At 70.8% G+C, this 26,563-nt stretch carries 27 protein-coding genes; 13 read left to right on the top strand and 14 right to left on the bottom strand.

The genetic code is table 11. The annotated features are described in order from the left end of the window. Positions 1-313: 313 nt before the first annotated feature. The 3 genes from Vse01_RS09940 to Vse01_RS09930 all read left to right on the top strand — a co-directional run bounded on the left by Vse01_RS09940 (position 314) and on the right by Vse01_RS09930 (position 2,507). A complete protein-coding gene (locus Vse01_RS09940) occupies positions 314-640 on the top strand; it encodes a hypothetical protein (RefSeq protein ID WP_198413178.1) in 327 nt (108 codons plus the stop codon). 41 nt (positions 641-681) lie between these two features. After that, on the top strand, positions 682-1,161 hold the full coding sequence (locus tag Vse01_RS09935; protein WP_093405784.1) for a hypothetical protein: 480 nt from the start codon (positions 682-684) through the stop codon (positions 1,159-1,161). 77 nt (positions 1,162-1,238) lie between these two features. After that, a complete protein-coding gene (locus Vse01_RS09930; protein ID WP_093405786.1) occupies positions 1,239-2,507 on the top strand; it encodes an MFS transporter in 1,269 nt (422 codons plus the stop codon). Here Vse01_RS09930 and Vse01_RS09925 read toward each other — a convergent pair. The 4 genes from Vse01_RS09925 to Vse01_RS09910 form a co-directional block, all read right to left on the bottom strand. Next, on the bottom strand, positions 2,458-2,997 hold the full coding sequence (locus Vse01_RS09925; protein ID WP_232511283.1) for a DUF6993 domain-containing protein: 540 nt from the start codon (positions 2,995-2,997) through the stop codon (positions 2,458-2,460). The two genes, Vse01_RS09930 and Vse01_RS09925, sit on opposite strands and share 50 nt — an antisense overlap. A gap of 100 nt (positions 2,998-3,097) precedes the next feature. Beyond that, a complete protein-coding gene (locus tag Vse01_RS09920; protein ID WP_093405791.1) occupies positions 3,098-3,964 on the bottom strand; it encodes an NAD(P)-dependent oxidoreductase in 867 nt (288 codons plus the stop codon). Positions 3,965-4,006: 42 nt separating this feature from the next. Further along, entirely contained in the window at positions 4,007-4,558 is a 552-nt protein-coding gene (locus tag Vse01_RS09915) for a GNAT family N-acetyltransferase (RefSeq protein ID WP_093405794.1), read from the bottom strand. A 97-nt stretch (positions 4,559-4,655) separates the two neighbouring features. Further along, positions 4,656-5,594, bottom strand: a complete 939-nt coding sequence (locus Vse01_RS09910) for a diacylglycerol/lipid kinase family protein (RefSeq protein ID WP_093405796.1) — start codon at positions 5,592-5,594, stop codon at positions 4,656-4,658. Positions 5,595-5,797: 203 nt separating this feature from the next. On the opposite strand from Vse01_RS09910, the gene Vse01_RS09905 reads away from it, so the two are divergent. From Vse01_RS09905 to Vse01_RS09900, 3 genes are all read left to right on the top strand, one after another. Continuing rightward, on the top strand, positions 5,798-6,988 hold the full coding sequence (locus Vse01_RS09905; protein ID WP_093405799.1) for a helix-turn-helix domain-containing protein: 1,191 nt from the start codon (positions 5,798-5,800) through the stop codon (positions 6,986-6,988). A gap of 216 nt (positions 6,989-7,204) precedes the next feature. Next, positions 7,205-7,372 (top strand): hypothetical protein, encoded by a 168-nt coding sequence (locus Vse01_RS29290; protein WP_232511284.1) that lies wholly within the window; start codon positions 7,205-7,207, stop codon positions 7,370-7,372. Further along, positions 7,362-8,597: a helix-turn-helix domain-containing protein gene (locus Vse01_RS09900; protein WP_232511285.1), complete on the top strand. Its 1,236-nt coding sequence runs from the start codon at positions 7,362-7,364 to the stop codon at positions 8,595-8,597. Before Vse01_RS29290 ends, Vse01_RS09900 begins: the two co-directional genes overlap by 11 nt. Positions 8,598-8,742: 145 nt before the next feature. On the opposite strand, the gene htpG is transcribed toward Vse01_RS09900, so the two are convergent. The 4 genes from htpG to Vse01_RS09880 form a co-directional block, all read right to left on the bottom strand. Then, positions 8,743-10,659, bottom strand: a complete 1,917-nt coding sequence (gene htpG / locus Vse01_RS09895) for a molecular chaperone HtpG (RefSeq protein ID WP_093405804.1) — start codon at positions 10,657-10,659, stop codon at positions 8,743-8,745. Between the two features lie 88 nt (positions 10,660-10,747). After that, positions 10,748-11,392 (bottom strand): GerMN domain-containing protein, encoded by a 645-nt coding sequence (locus Vse01_RS09890; RefSeq protein WP_093405806.1) that lies wholly within the window; start codon positions 11,390-11,392, stop codon positions 10,748-10,750. After that, positions 11,389-12,744 carry a HAMP domain-containing sensor histidine kinase gene (locus tag Vse01_RS09885; protein WP_093405809.1) on the bottom strand — a complete coding sequence of 452 codons (1,356 nt, stop codon included), beginning with the start codon at positions 12,742-12,744 and terminating at the stop codon, positions 11,389-11,391. The genes Vse01_RS09890 and Vse01_RS09885 overlap by 4 nt, the downstream gene beginning before the upstream one ends. After that, positions 12,741-13,430, bottom strand: coding sequence for a response regulator transcription factor (locus tag Vse01_RS09880; protein ID WP_093405811.1), 690 nt, complete (start codon positions 13,428-13,430; stop codon positions 12,741-12,743). The genes Vse01_RS09885 and Vse01_RS09880 overlap by 4 nt, the downstream gene beginning before the upstream one ends. A 153-nt stretch (positions 13,431-13,583) precedes the next feature. Here Vse01_RS09880 and Vse01_RS09875 point away from each other — a divergent pair, with 153 nt between their 5' ends. The 7 genes from Vse01_RS09875 to Vse01_RS09845 all read left to right on the top strand — a co-directional run bounded on the left by Vse01_RS09875 (position 13,584) and on the right by Vse01_RS09845 (position 19,012). Next, complete coding sequence (locus Vse01_RS09875; RefSeq protein ID WP_093405814.1) at positions 13,584-14,063, top strand: STAS domain-containing protein; 480 nt, start codon at positions 13,584-13,586, stop codon at positions 14,061-14,063. A gap of 43 nt (positions 14,064-14,106) precedes the next feature. Further along, entirely contained in the window at positions 14,107-14,376 is a 270-nt protein-coding gene (locus Vse01_RS09870; RefSeq protein ID WP_093405816.1) for a GlsB/YeaQ/YmgE family stress response membrane protein, read from the top strand. A gap of 85 nt (positions 14,377-14,461) precedes the next feature. Next, positions 14,462-15,130: an STAS domain-containing protein gene (locus Vse01_RS09865; RefSeq protein ID WP_093405819.1), complete on the top strand. Its 669-nt coding sequence runs from the start codon at positions 14,462-14,464 to the stop codon at positions 15,128-15,130. A gap of 191 nt (positions 15,131-15,321) precedes the next feature. Further along, positions 15,322-17,010 carry an MFS transporter gene (locus tag Vse01_RS09860; protein WP_093405821.1) on the top strand — a complete coding sequence of 563 codons (1,689 nt, stop codon included), beginning with the start codon at positions 15,322-15,324 and terminating at the stop codon, positions 17,008-17,010. A gap of 47 nt (positions 17,011-17,057) precedes the next feature. Further along, complete coding sequence (locus Vse01_RS09855) at positions 17,058-17,840, top strand: hypothetical protein (protein WP_093405824.1); 783 nt, start codon at positions 17,058-17,060, stop codon at positions 17,838-17,840. Between the two features lie 68 nt (positions 17,841-17,908). Beyond that, positions 17,909-18,472 carry a DUF6529 family protein gene (locus tag Vse01_RS09850; protein ID WP_232511286.1) on the top strand — a complete coding sequence of 188 codons (564 nt, stop codon included), beginning with the start codon at positions 17,909-17,911 and terminating at the stop codon, positions 18,470-18,472. A gap of 27 nt (positions 18,473-18,499) precedes the next feature. Next, positions 18,500-19,012 (top strand): Rieske (2Fe-2S) protein, encoded by a 513-nt coding sequence (locus tag Vse01_RS09845; RefSeq protein WP_093405829.1) that lies wholly within the window; start codon positions 18,500-18,502, stop codon positions 19,010-19,012. A gap of 138 nt (positions 19,013-19,150) precedes the next feature. Here the strand turns inward: Vse01_RS09845 and Vse01_RS09840 are convergent, their stop codons facing one another. From Vse01_RS09840 to urtA, 6 genes are all read right to left on the bottom strand, one after another. Then, positions 19,151-21,127, bottom strand: a complete 1,977-nt coding sequence (locus Vse01_RS09840) for a cellulase family glycosylhydrolase (RefSeq protein ID WP_093405832.1) — start codon at positions 21,125-21,127, stop codon at positions 19,151-19,153. Between the two features lie 204 nt (positions 21,128-21,331). Beyond that, on the bottom strand, positions 21,332-22,024 hold the full coding sequence (gene urtE / locus Vse01_RS09835; protein WP_093405834.1) for an urea ABC transporter ATP-binding subunit UrtE: 693 nt from the start codon (positions 22,022-22,024) through the stop codon (positions 21,332-21,334). Next, complete coding sequence (urtD, locus tag Vse01_RS09830; protein ID WP_093405837.1) at positions 22,024-22,797, bottom strand: urea ABC transporter ATP-binding protein UrtD; 774 nt, start codon at positions 22,795-22,797, stop codon at positions 22,024-22,026. The genes urtE and urtD overlap by 1 nt, the downstream gene beginning before the upstream one ends. Further along, complete coding sequence (urtC, locus tag Vse01_RS09825; protein ID WP_093405840.1) at positions 22,794-23,963, bottom strand: urea ABC transporter permease subunit UrtC; 1,170 nt, start codon at positions 23,961-23,963, stop codon at positions 22,794-22,796. The genes urtD and urtC overlap by 4 nt, the downstream gene beginning before the upstream one ends. Next, positions 23,960-24,847: an urea ABC transporter permease subunit UrtB gene (gene urtB / locus Vse01_RS09820; RefSeq protein WP_093406136.1), complete on the bottom strand. Its 888-nt coding sequence runs from the start codon at positions 24,845-24,847 to the stop codon at positions 23,960-23,962. Before urtB ends, urtC begins: the two co-directional genes overlap by 4 nt. Before the next feature lie 64 nt (positions 24,848-24,911). After that, on the bottom strand, positions 24,912-26,156 hold the full coding sequence (urtA, locus tag Vse01_RS09815) for an urea ABC transporter substrate-binding protein (RefSeq protein ID WP_093405844.1): 1,245 nt from the start codon (positions 26,154-26,156) through the stop codon (positions 24,912-24,914). Between the last annotated feature and the right edge of the window lie 407 nt (positions 26,157-26,563).

Here is a 26,563-nt window from a genome sequence, read left to right as displayed (position 1 = left end):
TTCTCGGCGCGCGGCACGGAGGCAGCGGGTTCAGCGCGGACCGGCCGGGCCGCCCCAGCCTGCGGGACAGTCACGGCGACGCGCTCGGCGGTCGACGCTGCCCGCATCGCCGATTACGCAGCGTCGCGCATCCGGGTCGTAGGAGTGATCGAGATGCCGACATCCTTCGCCCGCAGATAGGGATCTGTCAATCATCGGCGGCCCCGCCCCCGGTGACCGCGCCCACCCCGCCCGACGGTCCCGGAACTCGTGTTTGACCTGCGTGCAGACTGGAGATCAAGAGCGTGAGGCTCGACAACGAGGGGGATCACGCGTGTCCGAGAACGCCATCGACCGGCACCACCACACAACCGACCGGCCCGCCGGGGTCACCGACCCGTTGTTGTGGCGGCTCGCCCTGGACGTCGCCGACGCGCACGCGCCGGGCGAGGACGGTGGCTGCACCCACCTGCTGTGCGCCGGTCAGAACTGGCCGTGCGAACCGTGGCAGCAGGCCCAGCGGGCGCTCAACCTCGCCCAGGGCGGTACGGCCGACGAGACGACAGCTCCTGCTGCCAGCCGGGACGACACCTGGGCGGACTCGACCGCCCGGCCGACCTGGTCGACGGACCACTCCCGCCGCCAGTCCGCCGCCGCTTGAGCGAGCCAGGCCGGGCCGAGGTGTCAATGTAGCGTTGACGGGTGCTCGACCCGCTCGATCAACTCGCCGACATCCCGTCCGCCCGGGACCGGCTCGACGACACCGAACTCGATCTCATCGATCGGGCCCGGCAGGCCGGCGCCACCTGGAACCAGGTGGCCGAAGCCCTCGGGCTGGGCAGTCGCCAGGCCGCCGAACAGCGCCGCCAGCGCCTGGCCGCCGCGCGCACGGCCCGCCGGACCGACTCCGACAGGCGCTGGCCGGCCGAGGTGGCAGCGCTGCGCGGCCTCCTCACCGACCTGCGGCGCTGGATCGACGCCGACCGTCGCTGGGACAGCCGCTTTCCCCGGGCCGCGCTGACCCGCCGCACCACCGTGCTCGCTCTGGAGGCCGAGCCGGGTGCCCTGTACGACCTGGCCGCCCGGATCCGTGCCGACCTGCCGGCCGCCGACCCCGGACTGCCCACCCCGGTACATGCCATCGCCGGCCGCCTCGCCGAGGCGCTGTCAATGCAACGTTGACGTCGAGCCCAACTATTGCCTCTGTTCGACTCAAGACAGGACGCTGTGAGCCACTCTGACTCATTTCCGGAGGGCTCGTGCGGCGCAACGCGATCCTGTTCGTGGCGGTATCCCTGCTGTCCGGCCTCGGCGGCAGCGCGATGGCCCTGGTCACCGGCATCTGGATCCTCGACCTCACCGGCTCCCCCGGCCTGGCCGCGCTCGCCGGCCTCTGCGGGTACGCCCCCACCCTCGGCGGCCCGTGGCTCGGTGTGCTCGTCGACCGGCTGCCCCGGCGCCCGCTCGTCATCGCGGCCAACCTGACCCTCGCCGCCACCCTGCCCAGCCTGCTGGCGGTCCGTGGCCCCGGCCAGGTGTGGCTGCTGTTCTGCGTGGCCACGGTCTACGGCATCGCGTACGTCCTGGTCGACGCGGGCGAGAGCGCGCTGCTGCCGGCGGCCCTGTCGCCGGTCCAGCTCGGACGGGTGAACGGATGGCGCTCCAGTGCCCAGGAAGGCGTCAAGCTGGTGGCCCCGTTGGCCGGTGCCGGCCTGTACACCTGGCAGGGCGGCCACCTGGTCGCCCTGCTCGCCGCCGGCCTGCCGGCCCTCGCCGCAGCCGGCTTCGCGGCGCTGCGCCTGACCCGCACGCCGCCGCCGGTCGCGCAACCGGACCGGGGAGTCCGAGTCGGGTTGGCCGTTCTGTTCGGCGCGGCGTCCATCCGACGACCTGTGGTCCTGGCCGGAGTCGCCATCGGCATGTCCGGCTTCACCACCGCCGCCGGCTACGCCGTCGTCACCGACACGCTCGGCCTACCGGCGACGTTCCTGGGTGTCCTGCTCAGCGCCCAGGGCGCCGGCTCGGTCGCGGCTGGACTGGTCGCCGGCCGGCTGATTTCCCGGCTCGGCCCCACGGCCGTGGCCCTGGCCGGTACCGGACTCTTCGCGCTCAGTTGCCTGGTCCGGTGCCTGCCCTGGTGGCCGGGAGTGGTCACCGCGTCGGTGCTGGGCGGCCTCGGACTGCCGTGGGCGCTGGTCGCCGCCGTCACCGCCGTCCAGACACACAGTCCCGACGCGCTGCTCGGTCGGGTCGCCGCCACCGCCAACACGGTCATGTTCGGGCCGATCGCGGCGATGACTCCGCTCGGCTCCGCCGCCGTGCTGCTCGGCCCACGCCCACCGCTCGTCCTCGCGGCCGCCGTCTGCCTCACCGTCTGCACGCTGACCTGGCGACGTCGGCGCGACCGTTCACCGTCGCGCCCCTCCCCCGCGTCGCCCGGTCGTCCCGGGCTGACGTCGCGAGCTGCGCCGGACGGCGTCAATGCGAGAAGGGCTCCAGGCACCCGAATTCGGCAGCCGAGCCGGTGACCCTGGCCATGACCCGGTCGGGCCGCACGGACCCGATCACACAGCCCACGTCCGCGAAGCGCACCGCGTACACGGCACCCGGCGGGGGCGTCGTCTCCGGCCCGATCGGCGTTCGCATGGTGGTGACCTCGATCGCGTCTGCCTCGATGCCCAGGTCGAGCAGCACTCGCAGGGTGGACTCCGGTGCGAAGTCCCCGGCCTCGCGTAGTGCCTCGAGCCTGGGCCGGATCCGCGCGGCGAGCTTCTGCCCGGTGCGCTGGTCCGCGGTGGAAAGCTCGTGCCGTCGCTTCCAGCCGTTGTTGTCGGCATGGTTGTTGGGTACGCCTGCCTGCGGAGCGGCCGGCTTCGCGACCACGGTGGGCGACGGCGACGTGCTCGTAGGTGTCGCCTGCACGTCGTCGCCCCCGGCGCCGGGGGCGGCGCAGCCGAGCAACAGCACGGCCATCGGGGCAGCAGCCACCAACGAACTGGTCTTCCCTGCCCGCATCATCGACCCCCGTCGTTCCGAATCCGAGGATCAGATTGTATGAGGTTGCCGCTCTGACGCAGGAGGAGAACCGGGCCAGCCGATCGTGCGGTTCGACCATTCGCTACCCGACAGTTGCGGTCAGGCCCTCGCCGCCGCGGCCGTCTGCGATGAGCGCTTCGACTCGCGCCGCCACCTCTGCTAATCCGCCATCGCCGAGACGTCGGTCGGCCCGCAGCGCGATGAGATGACGGAGGACAGTCAGATGTTCAGTGAGGTCTGCGGGACCTGGCGGGTAGGTGGCCCGCTGCATCTCCGAGACAGTGCTGGGAACCGCCGCCACGACGTGGCTGAGCTGAGTACTCGCCGTGCGGGAGAATTCGACCACGTCGACACCAGCCGCGCGTGCCGTTTCCAGGGCTCGTAGCAGGCCCAGTTGGGCGTCGTACCAGACGCCGAACAGGGCGAGGTCCCAGACCGCAGCTGCTTCCGGCGCTTCACCGACAAAGCGCGGCGTGCTCAGCAGACCGAGGACCGTCCGATGCTGTTCGAAGGCGTACGGAGATCCGCTGTAGAGGATGGTCGCGGTATCCGTGCCGATCATCTCGGGCGAGGCTTGGATCCCCGCGTCGAGGTAATGTGCGCCTCGGCTGGTTACCCGCCGGGCCGCTACCCGCGCCTCACTGGCGGTCCCCGTGTACATCCCGACAACCGTACGCCCGGACAGGTCCATGTCGAGCTGGGCAAGGCACTGCTCCACCGCTGCGAAGTCCTTGAGGGTCAGGAAGACGAGGGAGCTTGCTGACACTGCCTCCCGAATGGACCGCGCTGGTAGTGCCCCGGCGGCCACCAGGTCGGTCGCCCGACTTTCGGTACGGTTCCAGACCGTGACATCGTGCCCGCTTCGCAGTAGGCGATAGGCCACCGCGCTACCGATGGCTCCGGTGCCGATGACCGCGACCCTGGCTGCCGATTTCCCGATTCCACCCATGGCACGATCCTCTGACCTCAACCTCGCTTGAGGTCAAGCGGATCAGATGGTGAAGCCGCCGCGTTCCCGTGCGGCGGCGCGCTGGAGCGACTTGACCAGGAAACGGCAGGGATCCGCAACCTCGTGACGCGTTCCACGGTCATCCGTGTAGTGATACCGGTCGAGATAGCGGTAGCCGGTGTCCTCGTACCCGAGTCGGAGGTACAGCGCAAACGCCCGCGCATTGTCCTCGCCGACGCCCATGCCGATCCGGTGATGACCGCGGCGTACTGCGAGCGCCTCGGCCGCACGGATGATCGTCGTTCCGACGCCCTGAGACCGCCGGTCGGGAACAACTGTCAAGCCGTTGATCTCCGGGCAGCCTGGGAACTGGGCACGGACATCCGACTCTTTGGGTCCCTGCCACCTCACCTCGCCGCAGCCAGCCGGAGCATCATCCAGGTAAGCGATCAGGAAGGTGCTGAGACCCTCGCTCTGCCGGCGGTAGCGGGCCTCGTGGTAGCGGCTCCGGCCGGTCGGGACGGCCTTCTCCAGGACGGGGACGTCCTGCGCTCGGCATTCTCTGACGAAGTTCTGCGGAGCTCCCTCAGGCACAGTGGTTCACAGTAACGACGAGATGAGCGCCTTCGGAGCAACTGCCTGGGCGGTATGGGCCTCGGCCGCGTCACGCCCCTTGCGGCGACTCGGCCGCCTACTCGGCGTCCCGGTCGGGGCAGCTTACGGTCAGGGCGGCGGGCACGGCACGTACCTTCAACTTCCGGGCTTTGCTGCGGGCGCCGCCGTCCAGCTCGTACGTCTTGGGGTCGGCGAAGCGGACCTTGACCTTTCGTCCCCGGGTGATCCGCACGAACTTGGAGTCGTCGGAACGGCCGGTGGCCATCTTGCCGAGGGTCCGGGCCCAGTCGACGGCACCGCTGGCGGTGGAGACACCGATCTCCAGCGAGCCGCTGTCGGGGCGGGCGTCGTCGAAGGCGGGAATGCCGCCGGTGATGGTGCCGACGTTGCCGAACAGGACGCAACTTGCCTCACCGTCGAACCAGAGGGCTCCGTCGACGGTGATCCGGGTCCGGGTCAGCTCCCCGCGCACGTGGCGCAGCCCGGTCCACACGTAGGCGAGCCGGCCGAGGCGGCCCTTCATCTCCCGGTCGGCCTCGCGGATGAGGTCACCGTCGAAGCCGGCACCGGCCATCACCGCGAAGTGCTCGCCGTTGAGCTTGCCCAGGTCGAGGCGGCGACGCCGCCCGTGCAGGCCGATTCGCACCGCCTCGCGCAGGTCCTCGGGAATGCCCAGGTTGGTGGCGAAAAGGTTGGCGGTGCCGGCCGGCAGGATCGCCATCGGGGTCCGGGTGCCCGCCAGGGTGTCGGCGCAGCGTTGGACCATGCCGTCGCCGCCCCAGACGAAGACCAGTTCGGCACCCTTGTCGAGCGCCTTGCGGACCTTCTTCGGCGCCTTGCGACTCTTGGGCACCTCGTACCAGAGCAGATGTTCGACGCCCGCGCCGACGAGGGCGGCGCGCAGCTCGTCCAGGCCGCCACCGAGGTTCTTCTTCCGGTGGGCCACGACCGCGACGGTGCCGACCGCCACGGCGGGCGCAGGCCGGTCCGGATCCACAAGCACACTCGCACTCATGCCGGCCAGTGGTACCCAGCCACCAGAAACTCCACTCCTGGAGTGATACCGCCGTGGCTTCGGCGTGCCGAAACATTACAGAGGTGCCCGACTTGGCCAATACGGCATGGGCCTCATCGGCAACGAAGCGGGGTACCGTCCAACTTGTGGCTTGGGGCGCGTGCCGCTTGCCGAGCCGGCTACTCGGGAGGTAGGCGGTAAGTATGGTGAAGAGTGCCGACACCGTGGGTGCGAGGATCCGCTATTGGCGGATGCGTCGGGGCGGCATGTCCCAGGCCGTCCTCGCCGGGCTCGCTGGAGTCAGCCAGTCGTACGTCTCACAGATCGAGTCGGGGCGGAAGACCATCGACCGGCGCTCCACCCTCGTTGCTTTCGCTGCCGCTCTCCAGGTCACCGTGGCCGACCTGCTGGGCCAGGGCACCGAGACCGGCGACCCCGCCCGGGAGCGGGCGGCGGAGTGCGTGCCGGCGATCTGGTCGGCGCTGATCGAGATCGAAGACGGCGAGCGACGTCCCTCGACGCGAGCCGGCGAACAGCTGGCTGGCGACATCGGACGAAGCGACCGGCTCCGCATGAGCTGCAACTATCCGGCCATGGCCCGGATACTTCCCAACCTGCTGGTGGAGGCCGCCGCCGTGGGCGGTCCGACACTGGCGCAGGCTGCCTACCAGGCATCGACGTGTCTTCGGCACCTCGGATACCGGCACTTGGCGCTCAACGCCGCCCGGGTTGCAGTGTCGGCAGCCGAGAGCGTCGAGGATCCCGCCTGGATGGCGGCGGCGCGTTTCGCCTACGTGCAGAGCCTGCCGATCGAGTCGGCGGCGCTCGCAGCCAGGGCTGCCGACCGGTCACTGGGTGAGTTGCAGGCTGACGCTGGCGACGTGCGGGTGCGTCAGATGCTCGGCCAGTTGCACCTCTCGGCCGCGTTGACCTCGACCGTGGACGGTCGCCTGGACGTCGCTCGCGACCATCTTGCCGAGGCGAACCGGGAGGCGACCAGTCTCGGCGATCCTGCCGACGGGGGCGGCTTCAACGGCTGTGGATTCGGGCCGACCAACGTCGGGCTGTGGCAGATGTCCATCGCGGCGGAGCAGGGTGAGATGGGCCGGGTGATCGAGCTGTCCCGCACGGTCCGACCGCAGGTGCTAGCAGCGACGATCCGACAGTTGTCCTACTGGCTCGACCTCGGCCGCGCTCTGGCGGACACCGGCCGTCGAGACGCGGAAGCGCTGGGTGCATTCGTGCAGGCCGAGCGAGCCGCACCCATCCCGTTCGCGCTGAGCCCCCTCGCGCGCGACGCGGTGGTGTCCCTCGCCCAGCGGGCCAGGCGTCGGGCTCTCCCAGATGATCTCCGGCTGCTCGCTGGCCGAATGGGCATCAGGCTCGCCACATAACTGGCGGTAATTACGCAGTCACCAACTCGCCCTACTGTCCGATGCGGAGAGGGCGGGCGTCCCTTTCCGCCGATGAGACAGAACCCTCCTTACCCTCCCCGTGCGGTCCGACGGACCGCACGGTCGGAGGTGGTGCGCGCCAGGCGGTCCGGGCAAAGGGTTCAGTGGTCAGCCCCTCCTGGCCGAGGTCTCGCGGCAGAGATCGGTGGAGGTGGAATGAGCGCGCAGGACGACGGCACGGCGGGGAGCCGGGGCGAGCATGTCGAGGCGGCTGAGCGGGCCGCTGCGCGGCGGCGGCTGCTGGAACAGGCCGAGGCGGAGCGCGTACCCGTGGAAGACATCACGCGGGCGGTGCCGGATCGGCGGTGGCGGCGTGACCGGTAGGGGCGAGGTGCCGATCGGGCGGCGGGTGGCGCAGTGGCGGGCCCGGCGACGGATGACCCAGCAGGCGCTCGCCGACCGGTTGGGCAAATCAAAGAGCTGGGTGGACAAGGTGGAACGGGGTGCCCGCGCCCTGGACAAGTTCTCGCTGATCCGGCAGATCGCCGACGTGCTGCGGGTCGAGCCGGCGGTGTTGCTCGGCGAACGGCCGGCGACGTTGGTCGGCGCAGCGCCGGTGGACGGGCTCGACGGGGTGCGGACCGCGCTGGCCCGCTACGGAGGTCTCCCCCAGGTGGGGTGCCAGGTGTCGGCGGTCGAGCTGCGCCGGCAGGTCGGGCACGCCTGGCTGAGCTACCAGCATGCGCGGTATCCGCAGGTGGTCCGGCTACTGCCGGGGCTGCTGGACGCCGCCCGGGGCCTCCCTCGCGACGACGCCGAACTGCTGGTGCAGGTGTACCGGATGGCCTCAGCGGTGCTGGTGAAGCTGGGCGAGCCGGATCTCGCCTGGCTGGCCGCCGACCGGGCGGCGACGGTAGCGGGTGGTGACGCGCTCCTGGCCGGCACGGCGGCCGTCGCGGTCGGGCAGGCGTTGCGCGCCGCGGGTCGGGAACGGCTCGCGTTGACGGCGACCTTCGACGCCGCCGTACGGCTGGTGCCGGCGCTGGCCGGGACGGCGGGAGACGCGCCGGAGCCGACACCGGGCGCATCTGCGGTCGGTGGCACGCTGCTGCTCCAGGCCGCCTTCGCCGCCGCCACCTGCGGCGAGGTCCGCCAGGCCGGGCAGTTGCTCAACCGGGCCGCCGACCTCGCGGCCGGCTCTCGCGATCGTGCCGGTGTCGGCCAGAACGGCGATCAGACTCCCGGGGAGGACGCGCAGCGCATATGTTTCGGGCCGGTCGTCGTGGAGTTGGCGCGGGTGCTGGTGGCGGTCGAACGGGGCGACGCGGCCGAGGCGGTGTGCCGGCACGAGGTGGTGATCCGGCGCGACGGGTGGCGACGGCTGCCGGCCGAGTACCGGGGCGCCTACCTGGTGGACGCCGCACGGGCGTACCTGCTCGCCGGTGACCTGCTCGGTGCCGGCCGCATGCTGGTCGCCGCCGACGCGGTGGCGCCGGCCGAGGTCCGGTCGCGGTCGTCGGCGCGTACGCTGCTGGCCGAGATCGCCCGAGGTCGACCCGCACCGGCCGGCGTGGCGCGGCTGACCACGCTCGCCGGCCTCACCCGCTGACCCGCCGCCCCGACCGACGTCGAGACCCCACGCCGCCCCGCGTCTCGACGCCATCATGTGGGGGGCCCGCCGACACCGCGACGATCAGGCCCGCTCCCGGGATCGAGTTGGCTGCGACGCCACTCGATCCCGGAAGCGAGGGTGGCTACAGGGTGCGGGCGAGGCGGTCGGCGAGGATCCGGGCGAACCGCGACGGGTCGGCCAGGTCACCACCCTCGGCGAGCAGCGCGGTGCCGTAGAGCAGCTCGGCGGTCTCCGCCAGGGCGTCGCCGCTGCCGCCCTGTTCGTGTGCCTTGCGCAGGCCGGTGACCAGCGGGTGACTCGGGTTGATCTCCAGGATCCGCTTGACCTTCGGCACCTCCTGCCCCATCGCCCGGTACATCTTCTCCAGGGTGGGCGTGATGTCGTGGGCGTCGCCGACCACGCAGGCGGGCGAGGTGGTCAGCCGCGACGACAGCCGGACCTCCTTGACGTTGTCCGCCAGCACGGTGCCCATCCAGCCGAGCAGGTCGGCGTACTCGGTGCGCTGCCGCTCCCGCTCGGCCTCGGCCTCGGTACGCTCCTGCTCGGTGTCCAGGTCGACCTGCCCCTTGGCGACCGAGCGCAGCGTCTTGCCGGCGTAGCTGCCCACCCGCTCGACCCAGACCTCGTCGACCGGGTCGGTGAGCAGCAGCACCTCGTAGCCCTTGGCGCGGAACGCCTCCATGTGCGGGGAGTTCTCGATGGTGACCCGGTTCTCGCCGGTGGCGTAGTAGATGTCGCTCTGCCCCTCCCGCATGCGTTCCACGTAGCCGGCCAGGTCGGTCTGCTCGGCCGGGTCGTGGGTCGAGGCCACCGAGAGGATCTCCAGCAGGGTTTCCTGGTTGTCGGTGTCCTCCAGCAGACCCTCCTTGACCGCCGGCCCGAACTCGGTCCAGAAGGTGCGGTACCGCTCCGGCTGGTCGGTCTTGAGTTCCTTGACCGTGGCGAGGATCTTCTTGACCAGGCGGCGGCGTACGGCGCGGATCTGCCGGTCCTGCTGGAGGATCTCCCGGGAGATGTTCAGCGACAGGTCGTGGGCATCCACCACACCCTTGATGAACCGCAGGTAGTTGGGCATCAACGCGTCGCAGTCGTCCATGATGAAGACGCGCTTGACGTAGAGCTGCACCCCCCGGCGCCCCTGCGGGGAGAACAGGTCCAGCGGCGCGTGGGTGGGGATGAACAGCAACGCCTCGTACTCGAAGGTCCCCTCCCCGCGCATGTGGATGGTTTCGAGCGGGTCCGCCCAGTCGTGGCTGACATGCTTGTAGAACTCGTGGTACTCGGCGGGCTCGACCTCGCCGCGTGGGCGGGCCCACAGCGCCTTCATCGAGTTGAGGGTCACGGTCTCGGTGGTGGCGGGGGCGTCGTCGGTGCCGGGCCGCTCGACGGTCATCCGGATCGGGTGGGCGATGAAGTCGGAGTAGCGCTTGACGATCTCCCGGATCGTCCACTCGGCCGTGTAGTCGTGCAGGTTGTCATCGGCGTCGGCGGGCTTGAGGTGCAGGGTCACCGCCGTGCCCTGGGCAGCGTCGTCCAGCTCGGTGATGGTGTAGGTGCCCTCGCCGGTGGACTCCCAGCGGGTACCGCCGCTCTCGCCGGCCCGCCGGGTGACCAGCTCGACCCGCTCGGCGACCATGAACGCGGCGTAGAAGCCCACGCCGAACTGACCGATCAGCTCCTGCGAGGCACCCGCGTCCTTGGCCTCGCGCAACTGCCGCAGCAGCTCCGCGGTGCCGGACTTGGCGATCGTGCCGATGACGGAGACCACCTCGTCGCGGCTCATGCCGATGCCGTTGTCGCGCACGGTGAGGGTACGGGCGTCCTTGTCGACCTCGATGGCGATGTGCAGGTCGCCGGTGTCGACGGCAAGATCCTTGTCGACCATCGACGCCAGGCGCAGCTTGTCCAGCGCGTCGGAGGCGTTCGAGATCAACTCGCGGAGGAACACGTCCTTGTTCGAGTAGATCGAGTGGACCATCAGCCGGAGCAGCTGACGCGCCTCGGCCTGGAACTCCAACGTCTCGGCCCGGTCGTTCACACCAAGTCCTTTCCGGTCGTCGCCACGACGGTTCGCGGAAAGGATACGAGTCGTCGCGCTGCGCGTGCGTCGGGTGGTCCGCCTCTCCTCAACGCGGATTGATCAACACGGCGTAGTCGGCCGCGGTGAGCGGCCCCGACGACAGCGAACCGTCCGCCCGGGGGACGCTCAACGGCGTGCCGCCCTCCAGGAACAGCACCGCCGTGACGTCGGTGCGGGCGCTGAGCGTGCAGACGATCTGACCGTACGCCAGCCGACCGTCGATGCGGCCGGTGTCCACCGCCGTCAGTCCGACGGTGACCCGGGCCAACCCGTCGACCAGCTCGACCACCGCGCTGGTGAAGGCCCCCGGCAGAGCGCTGGTCAGCCCGTCGTCGCGCTCGGCCGGGGTCGGCCCGGCCAACAGGGCCCGCAACTGCGCGTCGAGCGCGGGCACCTGGTCGGCGCGGCGGATCACCGGCACCAGGCGTTCGTCGCGGGAGAAGTAGAGCACCTCGGTGACCGCGCCGGTCTCGGCCGCCGTCGGTGCCGCCGTGGCGGTGGACGGGAAGGGTACGGGTGGCGGGGTGACCGCGCGGGGTTGGTCCTCGGCGGGCACCCCGCACCCCCCGAGCAGGGCAAGCACCGTGGCCACCACCAGGGCTACCCCGGCCTTCCACCCGGCCCGAACGGTACGCACGGCCCGGGCAGGTTGACCGGCGTACGCGGACCCGACGGCGACGGGCCCGGTCATGAGACGCTCCCGGGCAGGGTGACGCGGAACCGGGCGCCGCCCTCCGGGCGGTCGCTGACCGAGGCGTCTCCGCCGTGCGCGGCGGCGTGCTGGGCCACCAGGGCCAACCCCAGGCCGGTGCCGTCGCCGCCGCCCCGGTAGTTGGCCGCCCGACCCCGGACGAAGCGGTCGAAGATCACCTCGCGGTCTTCCATCGGCACTCCCGGGCCCTCGTCGTCGACCTCGATCACGCCCGTGTCCGCGGTGTGGGACAGCCGCACCGCGATCGGCCCCGCACCGTACCGCTCGGCGTTGTCCAGCAGGTTGGTCAACACCTGGGTGACCCGGCGGCGGTCCACCCGCCAACTGGGCGGGGTCCCCGCCGCCAGCTGCACCATCGACTCCGGCAGGTCCCGGTCCCGGCACGCCTGGCGGGCCAGCTCGGGCAGGTCAACCGGCTCCCGGTGCACCGGCTGATCACCACGGGACAGGTCCAGCAGGTCGTTGACGAGTTGCTGGAAGCGCTCGATCTCGTCGGCGACGAGCCGGGCGGCGGTGGCGGTCCGCTCGTCCTGGTTCTCCCGGCGTCGGGACAGCACACTCGCGGCCGCGGCGAGGGTCTGCAACGGCGAGCGCAGCTCATGGCTGACGTCGGCGGCGAAGCGCCGGTCCCGGTCGATCCGCCCGGCCAACTCGTCGACCATCCGGTTGAAGGAGGTGGAAAGGCGGTTCAGGTCCGGGTCGGTGTCCGGGGCGAGCCGGGTGGTGAAGTCGCCGGCCGCGATCCGTTCGGCGGCGTCGGCCACGGCGGTCAACGGGCGCAACCCGTGCCGGGTGGCGTACCACCCGAGGGCCGCCCCCGACCCGGCGACCATGATCGCGACCGCGGTGAGCGCCAGCGCCAGCACCTGGAAGGTCTGCTCCAGCTCCCGCAGCGAGGCGATCTCGTAGAAGGCGGTCGACTCGGACAGCGGCACCCCGACCAGCATCACCGGGCTGTCGTTGAGGCGTACCCGCTGCACCGCCGGCTCCCCCGCCGAGACCAGGTCCTGGAGCTGGGCCGGAACGATTGTGGTGAGCCCGGTGTCGGCGCTGCGGGCGTACCACTCGCCGTCGAGCAGCACCAGGGGTCGTCGGCCGGTGCCGGTGTCCAGCGCCCGCAGCGCCTCCGCAACGTCCGGGTTCTCGGTGTTCAGGCCGGCGCGGACCACCGCCGCGTCGTAGTACGCCGCCCGCAGCACGGTGCGCTCCCGCTCGTTGAGCAGGGTGCGGCGGGTCAGCTCGTACGACACCAGAGCCATCGAGGCGGACAGCAGCAACGCGCCGATCGCGAACGCGGCGGTGACCCGGGCACGTAGTCCGAGGCGTCTCATCGTTGCAGTTTGTAACCGAGGCCGCGCAACGTCACCAGGTGCCGGGGGTTTGCCGGGTCGGCCTCGATCTTCTGGCGCAGCCGACCGACGTGCACGTCGACCAGCCGTTCGTCGCCGCTGTCGTACCCCCAGACCCGGCTGAGCAGCTGCTGGCGCGACAGCACCCGGCCGGCGTGTTCGGCCAGCTCGCACAGCAACCGGAACTCCGTACGGGTGACCGCGACCGGCTCGCCGGACCGCCGCACCTCCCCCGCCTCCGGGCTCACCTCCAGCTCGCCGAAGGCGAGCACCGGTACCGGCTCGGGGCCGTCCGGCGCGGTCACCGCGCGACCGCGTCGGCGCAGGGCGCGCAGCCGGGCGGTCAGTTCCTTGATCGCCACCGGCTTGACCACGTAGTCGTCGGCACCGGCCTCCAGCGCGGCGACGATGTCGTGGGTGTCGTCGCGGGCGCTGACCACGACGATCGGGACGTCGTCGTCGCGGCGCAGTTGGCGGATGCCCTCGAAGCCGTCGATGCCGGGCAGCATCAGGTCGACCAGGACGTAGTCGGCGGGATCCCGGCGCTGCGTACGCAGCCCCTCCTCGGCGGTGGCCGCTCCCCGGGCCTCGTAGCCCTCGTCCTCCAGAGCGAGCAGCAACGCCAGCCGGATCCGGTCGTCGTCCTCGATCACCAGTACCGCTGTCATACCGGAATCATCCCCAAGCCCTGACCACCGGACCAACCACGATCGACAACAGGGTGTTTTGTCACGCAACTGTCATCCGTCCGCGCGGTGCCCGCCAACCCCGCTGGGCAGGGTGAGAGCCACTTGGAGACCGCAGGAGAGGGGGCCTTGGCCGTGACCGCACCACGACGCCCCGAGTGCTCGGTGCCGCTGGTGGAGGTGTCCATCACCGAGTTCGATCTGAGCTGCCTACCCGAGACCGGTGCGGTCCTCGATCAGCTGCTGGCCCTGCGTCCCCAGCAGGTCGTGATCGACCTGGCCGGCTGCCGACACATCGACGCCGCCGCCATCGGCCTGCTGCTCGACGTGCACCGCCGGATGGTCCGCGCCGGAGGTGTGCTGGCGGTACGCAATCCGAACCCGCGCATCACCCGGATCCTGCAGACCGCCCGGCTGGACCAGATCCTGCCGGTGCACACCGACGCGGAAGCCGCCCCGGCCACGGCGGCCGACGCGGGAGCCGCCCCGGCGGCCCCCGCCGCCGCTACCTCCGTCGGTGCGGGTATTGGCCCACCGGCCGGCGGGACACCGCCGCCGAGTGTGGCGCCGCGCGCTGCCGCGTACGGCCGCGCCGCGGTCACCGTACGCACCTGACCCACCGCAGCCGACCGCATCAGACGTGAGCACGAGGAGCAGCATGACCAGCGCCGGGATCGTCGCGGCCCTCGCCGTGGGCCTTGCCGTCGGTGCCCTCGGGCGACTGGTCCTGCCCGGCCGCCCGGCCGTGCCGTTGTGGCTCACCACGACCATCGGCGCGGTGGCCGCGCTGCTCGGTGCCATCACCGCCTGGCTCGCCGGTGTTCAGGGGTTCAGCCTGCTGGGTCTGGTGGTGCAGGCCGGGCTCGCCGCGATCGCGGTGGTGATCGTGGTCGCCACGACCGGCAAGGAACGCTCCGACTCCCGGTGAGTAGTCCGCACGGCGACGGCGCTCCGCCCGCCGCCCCGAGTTCCGTACCCCGGCCGACCGGCCGCGGCACCGGAGAGGAAGCAGGATGACCGTCGTACCGGACGACAACCTGATGACCCTGATCTGCGACGTCTGTGGCGACACCACCACCGGCACCGCCTGCGTGCTGCCCGACGCCGAGGTTGTCTGGACGCTGGTCTCCGACCACGGATGGAGCGGTTCACCGTTCGCCACCGGTCCGCACCGCTGCCCCCGGTGCAGTTCGCTGCCGCCGGGCAGCCCACCCGGTGACAGCGAGCGCGGCGGGTCGGTCCGCAACGCCGAGGCGGCTCCCGCCGACAGCGACCTCGACCCGGGCACCGGCGACGCGCTGCGGACCGCGCTGCGCGCCGCGTTCGACGTGGCCGGGACGGTGGTGGTGGACCTGACCCACGTGCAGGTCATCGACTCAGTCGGGCTGGGCATGCTCGTCCGGGCCCACCGGGACGTACGCGAGCAGGGTGGGCGGCTGTGCCTCGCCGCGCCGTCGAGGTTCATTCGTACCGTCCTGCACACCATGAAGCTCGACGGGGTCTTCCCGATCTTCGACAGCCTCGACGCTGCGCTCGATCAACTGAGTGCCGCAGCGGTGCAGAACGCCGTTCCGGCCGGCATCTCGTCGGTCGACGTGACACCCAACGACGTGCCACGGCCCGCCGCCGAGGTGTCCTCGCTGCCCACGGCCCGCCGTCCGGCAAGCCGCGTCACCGTCTGACCTCGGCGGGATGCCGGTACTGCCCCTGAAATCCGACCCGACCAGGGCGAGAAGCCGCCGATCACGTACGGGCAACGTGATCGACCCGAGCACGACATTGATGATTGTCTGATAAAGCCCCAGTAGGTTTCGGCAGTCGTCGATCCGCCGACGTTCTTCTCGTACCGGGACAACCCGGAGGTCGGTAATCCATGCCCGAAACCCGTAGTGCCGGCGTCATATCCACGAAGCGTCGCGGACGGCTCGGATTCCTGCTCGGCGTGGCGCTGGTGACGGCCGGCGTCCTGTTTCAACTGCCTGACGTACGGATGATGATCGACCATGCCCGCATGCGACAGGCGGAGCCCTCCATGCCGGGCATGCCCGGCATGGAGGGCGTTCCCCCCGGCCAGCCGATGGACATGTGGACGCCCACGATGATCCTCGGCATGCTGCTGCTCCTCGCCGGCCTGCTGCTGGCTGGGCGGGCGCTGTTCGCGGGCATCCAGCGACCGGACTCCGAAGGCGTCACCGTGGAGTCGATCGAGCATGGTCGGCTGAGACCGGCCTACTGGATCACCTGCGCGGTGCTGACCATCGCCTTGGTGGTCGACATCATGAAGCCACTCACCCTCGGCTTCGTCATGCCCGGCATGAGCGACGAGTACGGCATGTCACTCGAATCGATCTCGATCCTGCCCCTGGTCGCCCTCACCGGTACCGCCGTCGGGTCGGTCCTCTGGGGCCTGCTCGGCGACCGGTACGGTCGGCGGACCGCCCTGCTCCTGGCCACCCTGCTGTTCATCGCGACCTCGGCGTGCGGGGCCATGCCCAGCTTCGAGTGGAACCTGGTGATGTGCTTCGCGATGGGCACCTCCGCCGGTGGCCTGCTGCCCCTGGTGTTCACACTGATCGCCGAGCTGACCCCACGCCGACACCGCGGCTGGGTGGCGGTGACCGTCGGTGGAATCGGTGGTCTGGGCGGGTACCTGGCGGCCAGTGAGGCGGCCCGCCACCTCGAGCCGGCGCTGACCTGGCGCGCGCTCTGGCTGATCGGGCTGCCCTCCGGGCTGCTGCTGTTGCTGATGGCGCCGTCGATCCCCGAGTCGCCGCTGTACCTGCTGCGCGCCGGGCGGCGCACCGAGGCGGAGGCCGTGCTCCGTCGTTACGGATCCCGTCTGAGTGCCACGCCACCGGCAGCGGGGGTCGCGGAGACACAGCTCGGCGTGGGGGCGATGCTTCGGACGTATCCCGTCGTGACGTCGGTGATCGGCGTGGTCGGTGTGGTGTGGGGGCTGGTGAACTTCGGCTTCCTGGTCATGCTGCCCGCGCAACTGCGGGAGGCCGGGCTCGCCGGTGGGGTCGCGAGTGGCCTGCTCGCCGACTCGGCGCTCTACTCGACCCCGGCCCTGGCTCTCGTCGTGCTGCTCTACGCGGCCTGGAGCGGTCGCCGGGCGCTGGCGCTGTTTATCGCGATCACCGCGATCGGGCTCAGCGGAGTGGCCCTCTGGAGCGCCGACAGCGGCGGGACGGCGCTGCTGTTGGCTTCCATCGGCCTGCTGGTGCTGTCGCTGTCCGCGGTCAACGCGATGCTGCTGCCGTACAGCGCCGAGATCTACCCGACCGCGATGCGGGCCACCGGCTCCGGCTTCGCCGGTGCGGCCACCAAGGTCGGTGGCATCCTCGGACCGTCCACCATGCTGCTGGTCCTCTCCCTCGGTAACGGGCTCGTGCTGCCGGCCATCGCGCTGGGCGTGCTGTGTCTGGTCGCCGCGGTCCTGCTGCTGGTGTTCGGGCCGGAGCTGGGCGCATCCGTCGGGCCACTCGCGCGTCAACGGCACGGAAGCGTCTCTGACGGCGTCGCAGACGGCTCCCGCAGGAGGTTCCTGGCGCGCGGTTGAACCGATCCACCACCTCCGCCCGTACCTGAGTGCGAAGGGAGTGGCCCATGAAGCGCCTGACCCCGTTGCTCACCCTCCTGTCGGGGGCGGTGACGGCTGCTGTGCTGTTCACAATGAGTGCACAGGCATCCCCGCCGGGCACCCAACCCGCGGCCGGCGGAGGTGCACCGGCCGCCGCGCCGGCCCCGTCCGCCGACGTGGAGGCGGACCCCGACGCGGTCGCGCCCGGTGAGGAACCGACCGACCCCGACGCCGACGCCCGGCGACCGGCCGGCACCTCGCCGCCGACGGATCCGGACGCCTCGTCGGCGGGGACCGAGGTGACATCGGTCGAGCAGAACTGGATCGGTGAACTCGAGAACGGTGCCACCATCGCCATCACCGTGAAGGACGGCAAGGCCGAGGCGTACGTCTGCGACGGCCGGAGCATGGAGCTCTGGCTGTCCGGCACGGTACGCGACGGCAAGATCGAGCTGACCGGCAAGGACGCGAAGCTGACCGGTGTCATCCGGGGCGACCGCGCCAGCGGTGAGATGATCGTCGGCGTACGGCGCTGGAAGTTCACCGCCCGACCCGACGACACGTCGGCCGACGAAGCGGTGGTGAAGTCCGGTTCGGGCACCGCTCCGGCGATCTACCGGGTGACCGAGGAGACCCGCAGGGCCGGCTACGACGGCGGCTGGATCATGCGGCCCGACGGCACCCAGATCGGCATCGTCACCTGGAACGGCAAGCCCATTCCGGCACCGCCGTTGGACCCCGCCTTCAACAGCACCGTGGTCAACGGAGTGACCCTCGTCGCCGAGCCGGTCGTCCCCGGGGCGCGGTGATGTCCCAGCACCGACACGGCGGGGCACGCACCGTGCCCCGCCGGGCGCCGGAGCCCACGGTCGAGGTGATGCGTGACTTTGGCGCCCCGCCGCCGAGCGCACCGAGACGGCGGCCCTCGCTGCTGGTGCCGCTGGTGGTCGGGGCCGGGGTGGCGGTGGCGCTCGGCGTCTACGGACGCACCCACACCCCCACCGGCATCGCGGTGAACGTGGCCGGCTTCTCCTCGCCGTTGACGGTGAAGGTGTGGCTGGGCACCGGGGCGGCGTTCTTCGCCGTCATCCAGTTGCTGTCCGCGTTGGCGATGTGGGGTCGGCTCGGCGGCTTCTCCCCGTCCTGGGCCGGCTCGGCACACCGCTGGTCAGGGCGGATCGCGTTCCTGCTCACCGTGCCGGTCGCGGTGCACTGCCTCTACGCGCTCGGCTTCGCCGACTACGACACCCGTACGCTGCTGCACTCCCTGCTGGGCTGCTTCTTCTTCGGCGCCTTCGCCACCAAGATGCTGACCCTGCCCAAGCGGGGCCTCGCCGGTTGGGTGCTCCCCACCATCGGCGGGGTCGTGTTCGTCGCCCTGATCGGTGTCTTCCTGACCTCGTCGGTCTGGTACTTCACCACGTTCGGAATCCAGTTCTGATCCCCCCGGAAAGGCAAGGCACCTCGGATGAACCACGAGCAGGCTGGCTGCTGCCGGTCACGACGCGCCCTGCTGGCCGGTACCGGCGCGGTGGGCGTGGCCGCGTTGACCGGCTGTGCGACGTACGGTCAGCCCACGGCGGCACCGCCGGCCGCACCGCCCGCCGGCAGCTCCGGCGTCGACCCGTCGGACACCTCGGGTGTCGACCCGTCCGGCACCGCCACGCCGGGCGATGACGGCGCTGATCCCGGTACACCGGCACTGGCCACGCTGGCCGACATCCCGGTCGGTGGCGGCGCGATCTTCGCCGACGCCGGCGTGGTGGTGACCCAGCCGACCGACGGGATCATCAAGGCGTACTCCGCGACCTGCACCCACCAGGGCTGCACGGTCACCTCGGTCTCCGACGGCACCATCGTCTGCGCCTGCCACAACAGTGTGTTCGACATCGCCGACGGCTCGGTACGCAGCGGCCCGGCGGGGGCGCCGCTGCCCGCCGCGAACGTCACCGTCGACGGGGACGCCATCCGGTTGGCGTGACCCGGCGCTCGGCGATGCGAACGCGGTGACGCGGCCCACCCAGGCCCGGGCCGCGCGGGGCCGTCCGAGGTGGCGTCACGCCCCCGGACGGCCCCTGCCCCACCCGCGATCCACCGGGTGGGGCAGGGGCACCCATCGTCAGGACGCGGCGCAGGTCAGCCCGGAAGGCGTACCCGATCCGCTGCCGGTCAGCCCGAACGTGGTGCTGGTGCCGGCGGCGAGTTGCCCGTTGTAGGGCTCGTTGCGCACCGTCACTGTGGTTCCGGAGGTGGTGAGCCGGCCGTTCCACAGTGACGAGATGGTGGTGCCGGCGGGGGCGGTCCAACTGACCGTCCAGCCGGAGATGGCCGCCGTACCGGTGTTCCGGACGGTCACCTCCGCCTGGTAGCCACCCTGCCAGGAGCTGGTGACCCGGTACGTGGCGGCGCAGCCGGCGTCGCCGTTGTCGTTGCCGGCCGGGGTGGTGACGGTCGACGGCGGCGAGGCCGCCGAGACGTTGCCGGCCGCGTCGCGCGCCCGCACGGTGAAGGTGTAGCTGGTCGAGGCGTTCAGCCCCGTCGCCCGGTAGGTGGTTCCGGAGACCGTGCCGACCACGGTGGCTGCCCCGGATCCGGTCGCCCGCAGCACCTCGTACGAGGTGACGCCCACGTCGTCCGTGGCCGCCGCCCAGCTCAGCGTGGCGGCGGTGGCGGTCACGTCGGTGGCGGTCGGCCGCCCCGGTGCGGTCGGCGCGGTGGTGTCACCGGGGCCGGGGCCGCCGGCGTAGCGTTCGGCGAGGCTCATGCCGGTGGTGGAGTCGGTGCCGCCGAGGCGCACCTGGTGGTCGAGGCCGACGAACTTGCCGTTGTGCTGCCACAGCGCGGGCTTGAGCATCTGGTTGTACTTCGTCTCGTCCCAGCTCGCCCAGTCGTCGAGCAGCAGGCCACCGGTGTCACCTGAGTTGGGGTTGAGACACCAGAACGTGTGGTGGATGCCGTTCTCGATCATCAGGTCGCGCAGCGCGGCCATCCAGCGGTCCTGCCGGGCGTCCTGCCCCAGCCGGCCGCCCCACTCCCCGATCAGCAGCGGCGCGATGTTCTGCTCGTGGATGTAGAACCAGTTCGGTCGCCACACGTCGTTGGTAAGCGAGTCCTTGTCGAAGTCGCCCTCGAACCACGGCTGCTCGTACACCAGCGGTCCGTAGTCGTGCGGCGAGTAGACGAGTTGGTCCTGCTGGGCACCGAGGTTGACCGGGTGCTCGGCGACGCCGCGCAGGTTGCCGCCCCACCAGTTGTAGTGGTAGTTGGGGCTGCGGTCGGGGTTGGTGTTGGGCGAGTCCCAGGTGGCGCCGGCCCGCGGATAGATCTCGATGCCCTCACAGAGGATCAGCAGGTTCGGGTTGATCGCCAGGATCCGCCGGCCCGCCGTCTCGCACGCGTACTTGAAGTTGTCCTGGTCGGTGCTGGAGTCCCACTTGGCCCGCTCGGGATCGTTCGGCGTCCCGTGCGGCTCGTTCTTGACGTCCATCGCGACGATGGTGTCGTTGGTCCGGTAGCGGGTGGTGATCCATTCCCAGCCCTGGAAGAACAGCTCCGGGGTGATGCTGCCCTTCCACCACACCGGATAGACGTGGCCGGAGTTGTCCGCCTCGGCGCTGTGCACGTCGAGCATGACCTTCAGACCGTACTTCTCGCACAGTGCGAGCCAGTGGTCGAAGACCTGGAGGTTGTTCAGGCCCTCCAACTCCGGGTTGACGTACGTGTTGACGTTCGGCCGGATCGTCTGCCCGGCCTTCCACTCCAGCAGCAGTTGCGTGGAGATGGGCACCCGGACGATGTTGATGCCGCGCTGGGCCATCTGGCGGGTGATCGATTCGAGGTTGCCCGACCACAGGCCGTGGAAGACCCGCTCGCTGGCGTTGAAGCCGAACCAGTTGGCCCCGGTGAGCCAGACCTGGTTGCCGGCCTCGTCGACGATCCGGTTGCCGTCGGTGTGCAGCCAGTCGGCGGTGGGTGCGGCGGCGACGGCCGGAGCACCGACCGTCGGCGCCGCCGTCGCGGCGGGCGCGGCGGCGGCCACGCCGAGCAGAGCCACGGCCACCGTCGCGGCGGCCTGAAGTTTTGTACGTGCAGACATGCGACTTCCTCTGTGGTGGGTGAGGGAGCGAGCACGTCGAGAACAGTCCTGCCCAGGGACCGTGGGAGCGCTTCCACGCCCACCTTAGGCGGTCAACCCCCACAACGGAAGGCCCACCCCGCAACCTCGCCGATCTTGCACTTTCCGTCGCCACAAAAGCCGCGAGAGGGCCTCTAGCCGACCGAAAGTGCAAGATCGCGGGGGTCACACCGCGAGGGCTTCGCGGACGGTGTGTTCGGCGGCGGCGCCGCCGTCGCCGGCGGAGGTGACGCGCCCGGACTCCAGCACGTGGTAGCGGTCGGCGACCCGCAGCGCGAAGCCGAGGTGCTGCTCGACCAGGAGCACGCTGAACCCGGTCTGGGCGATCAGGGCCACGATCCGGTCCTGGATCTCGGTCACCACCGACGGCTGGATGCCCTCGGTCGGTTCGTCGAGCATCAGCAGCCGGGGCCGGGTGATCAGCGCCCGGGCGATGGCCAACTGCTGACGCTGGCCGCCGGAGAGCAGCCCGGCCCGCCGACGCAGCAGCGGACGCAGCGCCGGGAAGAGGTCCAGCACCTCCGCGGTGGCCGTTGCCCCGTCGCGACGGCCGTCGGCGACCAGGCGCAGGTTCTCCGCCGCGGTCAGGTGGGGGAAGCACTGCTGCCCCTGCGGCACGTACGCGATCCCCCGGGCGACCCGCTCGTGCGGCGCCAGCCGGGTGATGTCCGCACCGTCCAGCTCGACCCGGCCGGCGCTGGGGCGCAGCAGGCCGGCGGCCACCCGCAGCAGGGTGGACTTGCCGGCGCCGTTGTGGCCCAGCACGGTGGCGACCCCGTCGGCGGGCACCGCCACGTCGACACCGTGCAGCACCCGGCTGCGCCCGTAACCGGCGTGTACGCCGCGCATCGTGAGCATCATGCCTCCGTGTGCGTCGGGGCCGACCCGGCGTCGACCGGGTGACCGAGGTAGACCTCCTGCACGCGTGGATCGGCCTGCACCTGGGCGACGGTGCCCTCGCTGAGCACCCGACCGCCGTGCAGCACGGTGACGGTACGCGCGAAGCGGCGCAGGAAGTCCATGTCGTGCTCGATCACCACCACTGTGCGGTCCTGGCTCACCCTCTCCAGCAGCTGCCCGGTGGCGTCGCGTTCCTCGTGGCTCATGCCGGCGACCGGCTCGTCGAGCAGCAGCAGCCGGGTGTCCTGCACCAGCAGCATGCCGATCTCCAGCCACTGCTTCTGCCCGTGGGCGAGGGTGCCGGCGAGCTGGTCGGCGCGGCTCGCCAGGCCGATGACGTCGAGGGCCTCGGCCACCTCGTCAGGAACGCCGTGGCGGCGGCGCAGCAACGTCGCCCAGCCGCGTCGGGCCCCGGCGGCGATGTCGAGGTTCTGCAACACCGTCAGCTCCTCGAACACCGTCGAGGTCTGGAAGGTGCGGCCGACGCCGAGCCGGCTGATCCGGTGCACCGGCCTGCCGAGCAGTTCCCGGTCACCGAAGCGCACCGAGCCGGTGGCCCGGACCAGGCCGGTGACGGCGTCCACCAGAGTGGTCTTGCCGGCGCCGTTGGGCCCGATCAGGAACCGGATGTCGCCCGGGGCGACGTCGAGGGAGACCCCGTCGACGGCGGTGAACCCGTCGAAGCTGACCCGCAGGTCACGCACGTAGAGCCCGTGCAACTGCCCGGTCATGCCGCCCCCTCCCGTCGGCGAGGCCGAAATCGCCCGAGTCGACTCGGGCGAGGTTCGCCGTCGTCGCGGCGGCGGGCCAGGCCGATCAGCGAGGCCAGGCCGCCGGGCAGGAACGCCACCACCACCACGAACAGGAGACCCTGAAGGTACGTCCAGGTGCCCGGGAAGCGCTCCGACAGGGCGGTGCGCGCCCACGCCACCGCGACCGCCCCGAGTACCGGGCCGAGCAGCGTGGCTCGCCCGCCGATGGCGACGCCGATGACGAACTCGATGGATGGCACGATCCCGATCAGCGCCGGTGAGATGATGCCCACCGCGGGCACGAAAAGCGCGCCGGCCAACCCGGCCATGCCGGCGGCGACCACGTACGCGACAAGCTTCACGGTGGCCGGGTCGTAGCCGAGGAAGCGGACCCGTTCCTCCGAGTCGCGGACGGCCACCAACAGCTCGCCGTAGCGGCTCTGCATCAGGTGCCGGGCCAGGGCCAGCAGCGCCAGCAGGGTGCCGGCGATGATGAAGTAGACCATCCGCTGGTTGACCGGGTCGTCCAGGTCGTAGCCGAAGAAGCCCTGGATGTCGGTGAGCCCGTTGGTGCCGCCGGTGGTGCCCTGCTGACCGATCAGCAGGATCACCATGGCGGCGGCGAGGGCCTGGCTGAGGATGGCGAAGTAGGCACCGCGCACCCGGCGGCGGAAGACCAACGATCCGAGAACGAAGGCGACAGCCATCGGCAGCAGCACCGTGGCGGGCAGGGCGAACCATGGGCTGGCGAACGGTCGCCACCACAGGGGCAACTCGTCGAGTTGCCCGTACAGCATCATGAAGTCGGGCATGTTGCCCGGGCCCGCGTCGGCGAGCTTGAGATGCATGGCCATCGCGTAGCCGCCGAGGCCGAAGAAGACCCCCTGGCCGAGCGTGAGCATGCCGCCGCGCCCCCAGGCCAGGCCGATGCCGACCGCGACCATGGCCACGCAGAGGTACTTCGCCAGCAGGGAGAGCCGGAAGTCCGACAGCACCAGCGGCGCGACGGCGAAGAGCAGGGCCGCGCCGAAGGCGAATCCGACGGCGGCCCGGTACCGGTGGCGGGACGGTCCGGCCGCAGGTCTGGTCGGTGGTGCCGGCGCGGGGTCGGCGGCGGTGACGGGATCTCGGGCGACGGTGGTCATGCCAGACTCCTGGTGCGCAGGGTGAACAGGCCCTGGGGTCGCCACTGGAGAAACGCGACGATGGCGATGAAGACCATCACCTTGGCGACGCTGAGGGTGGTGAGGTACTCGCCGGTGGCCTGGAGCACGCCCAGGGCGAAGGCGACGATGACGGTGCCCTTGAGCTGGCCGATCCCGCCGACCACGACGACCAGGAAGGCGTCGATGATCAGGTTGGTGCCCATGGTGGGACCGATCGGCCCGAGCAGGGTGAGGGCCACGCCCGCGATGCCGGCCAGGCCGGAGCCGATGAAGAAGGTCATCCGGTCGACCCGGGCGGTGGGGATGCCGGAGACGGCGGCCAGGTCCCGGTTCTGCACGACGGCCCGGATCCGGCGACCCAGCGGGGTGACCCGCAGGGCCAGGGTCAACGCGACGACGGCGCCGCCGGCCAGGGCGAGGATGAACAACCGGTTGTTCGCCACGGTGATGCCGCCGGGCAGCGCGATGTTGCCGGTGAGCAGCTCCGGTGCGCGGGTCTGCACGTTGGGGCTGCCGAAGATGTCCCGGGCGAGCTGTTGCAGGATCAGCGACACCCCCCAGGTGACCAGCAGGGTGTCCAGCGGGCGGGCGTAGAGGCGGCGGATCAGCAGGAACTCCAGCAGCACACCCATCGCGCCGGCCACCACGAAGGCGACCGGCAGGGCGATCAGCAGCGACCAGCCGGCCGCGGTGATGACCTGTTGCAGGACGTAGGTGGTGTAGGCCCCGGCCATGATGAACTCGCCGTGGGCCATGTTGATCACGCCCATCTGGCCGAAGGTGAGGGCCAGGCCGAGCGCGATGAGCAGCAGCACCGCGCCGATGCTGACGCCGGTGAAGAGTTGGCCGATGAGAACTGTCACGGTGCGTACTCCGAACTGCTGGTGGGGGTGGGCCCGGGCGGTCGCGCCGCCCGGGCCCACCGGGTCAGCTCAGGCCACCGGCCCACGGGTAGCTCTTGAGGTACGGATCGGGGGTGATCGGTTGTCCGGAGTTCCAGACCTCGGTGATCAGACCGTCCGCACCGACCTTGCCGACGCGTGCCGTCTTGGCGATGTGCTGGGTGGCACCGTCCACGGTGACCAGCCCCTCGGGCGCCTCGAAGGTGATGCCGTCGGACGCCTCCCTAACCTTCTCGACGTCGAAGGTGCCGGCCTTCTCGACCATCGCCTTCCACAGGTAGACCGAGACGTACGCGGCTTCCATCGGGTCGCTTGTCGGCTTGTCCGCCCCGTACTTGGCCTTGTACGCCGCGACGAACTTCTCGTTCGCCGCGCCGGGAGTGGTCTGGTAGTAGTTCCAGGCGGTGAGCTGGCCCTCCAGGTACTGGGTGCCGATGCTCTTGACCTCCTCCTCGGCGATCGACACCGACACCACAGGCATGGTGGCGGCGGTCAGCCCGGCGGACTTGTACTCCTTGAAGAACGCCACGTTGCTGTCGCCGTTGAGCGTGTTGAAGACCGCGTCCGCGCCGGAGGACTTCACCTTGTTCGTGATGGTGCCGAACTCGGTGGAGCCCAGCGGGGCGTAGTCCTCCCCCAGCACCTTCATCCCGTTGGCTTCGGCGTACGCCTTGATGATCTTGTTGGCGGTGCGCGGGAACACGTAGTCGGAGCCGACCAGGTAGAGCGAGGTGGCACCCTGGGCCTTGAGGTAGTCCAGGCCGGGGACGATCTGCTGGTTGGTCGTGGCGCCGGTGTAGAAGATGTACGGCGACTGCTCCAGGCCCTCGTACTGCACCGGGTAGAACAGCAGTGCCTTGTTCTTCTCGAACACGGGCTTCACGGCCTTGCGGCTGGCCGAGGTCCAGCAGCCGAAGACGGCCGCCACGCGGTCCTCCCGGATCAGCTTCTCGGCCTTCTCGGCGAAGGTCGGCCAGTCCGAGGCGCCGTCCTCGCCGACGGGTTCGATCTTCTTGTCGAGCACGCCCCCGGCGGCGTTGATCTCCTCGATCGCCAGCATGATCGCGTCTCGGACGGTGACCTCGCTGATGGCCATCGTGCCGGAGAGGGAGTTGAGCAGGCCCACCTTGACGGTGTCGCCGGAGACATCGGCGGCGACTCCCGCCGAGGTGTTCCCATCGGTGGTCTTGCTGCCGCACGCGGCCAGCGCGGCCGCGGCGACCAGGGTCATGGCACCCGCCAGGATGCGGCGGCCCCGGATCAGTGTCATCAAATCTCCCTGCGTCGCGTGTGACGTCAGTCAGTGCCCGGGAACGGTCGTCGGCCCCGAGTCGAAGTGCGGATCTGTCTAACTGCGGTGCGGTCCGTCGGAACATTGGCGCTGCCCGGTACGGCGGGTGGACACCGACCCGGGCGGCGATTCGGATATCGGGCAGGGAAAGCTTCGATCCGTTTCATTGCACGGATGTTTCCCAGTCCTCAATAGAGTGTTTCCGCTGGCCCGGCCGCTCTGATGGGGGCACGAAAAATGCCGGTGCATCGCCGAGGAGAATCGGCTGAATGACACCGGCACACGATTTTCAGCCGCATTCGGCTGCACTTTTCCGTCCCTCGCCGGACGGTGGTGATATCCGACGTGACGGTCGGATGCTTCACGTAGGAAGTATCTTGGCCGCC

The sequence above is a fragment of the Micromonospora sediminimaris genome (assembly GCF_016863575.1).
In the GTDB taxonomy this organism is placed as follows: Bacteria; Actinomycetota; Actinomycetes; order Mycobacteriales; family Micromonosporaceae; genus Micromonospora; species Micromonospora sediminimaris.
Note: the sequence above shows the minus strand (reverse complement) of the source record. Positions and strands in the feature narration are given on the sequence as shown.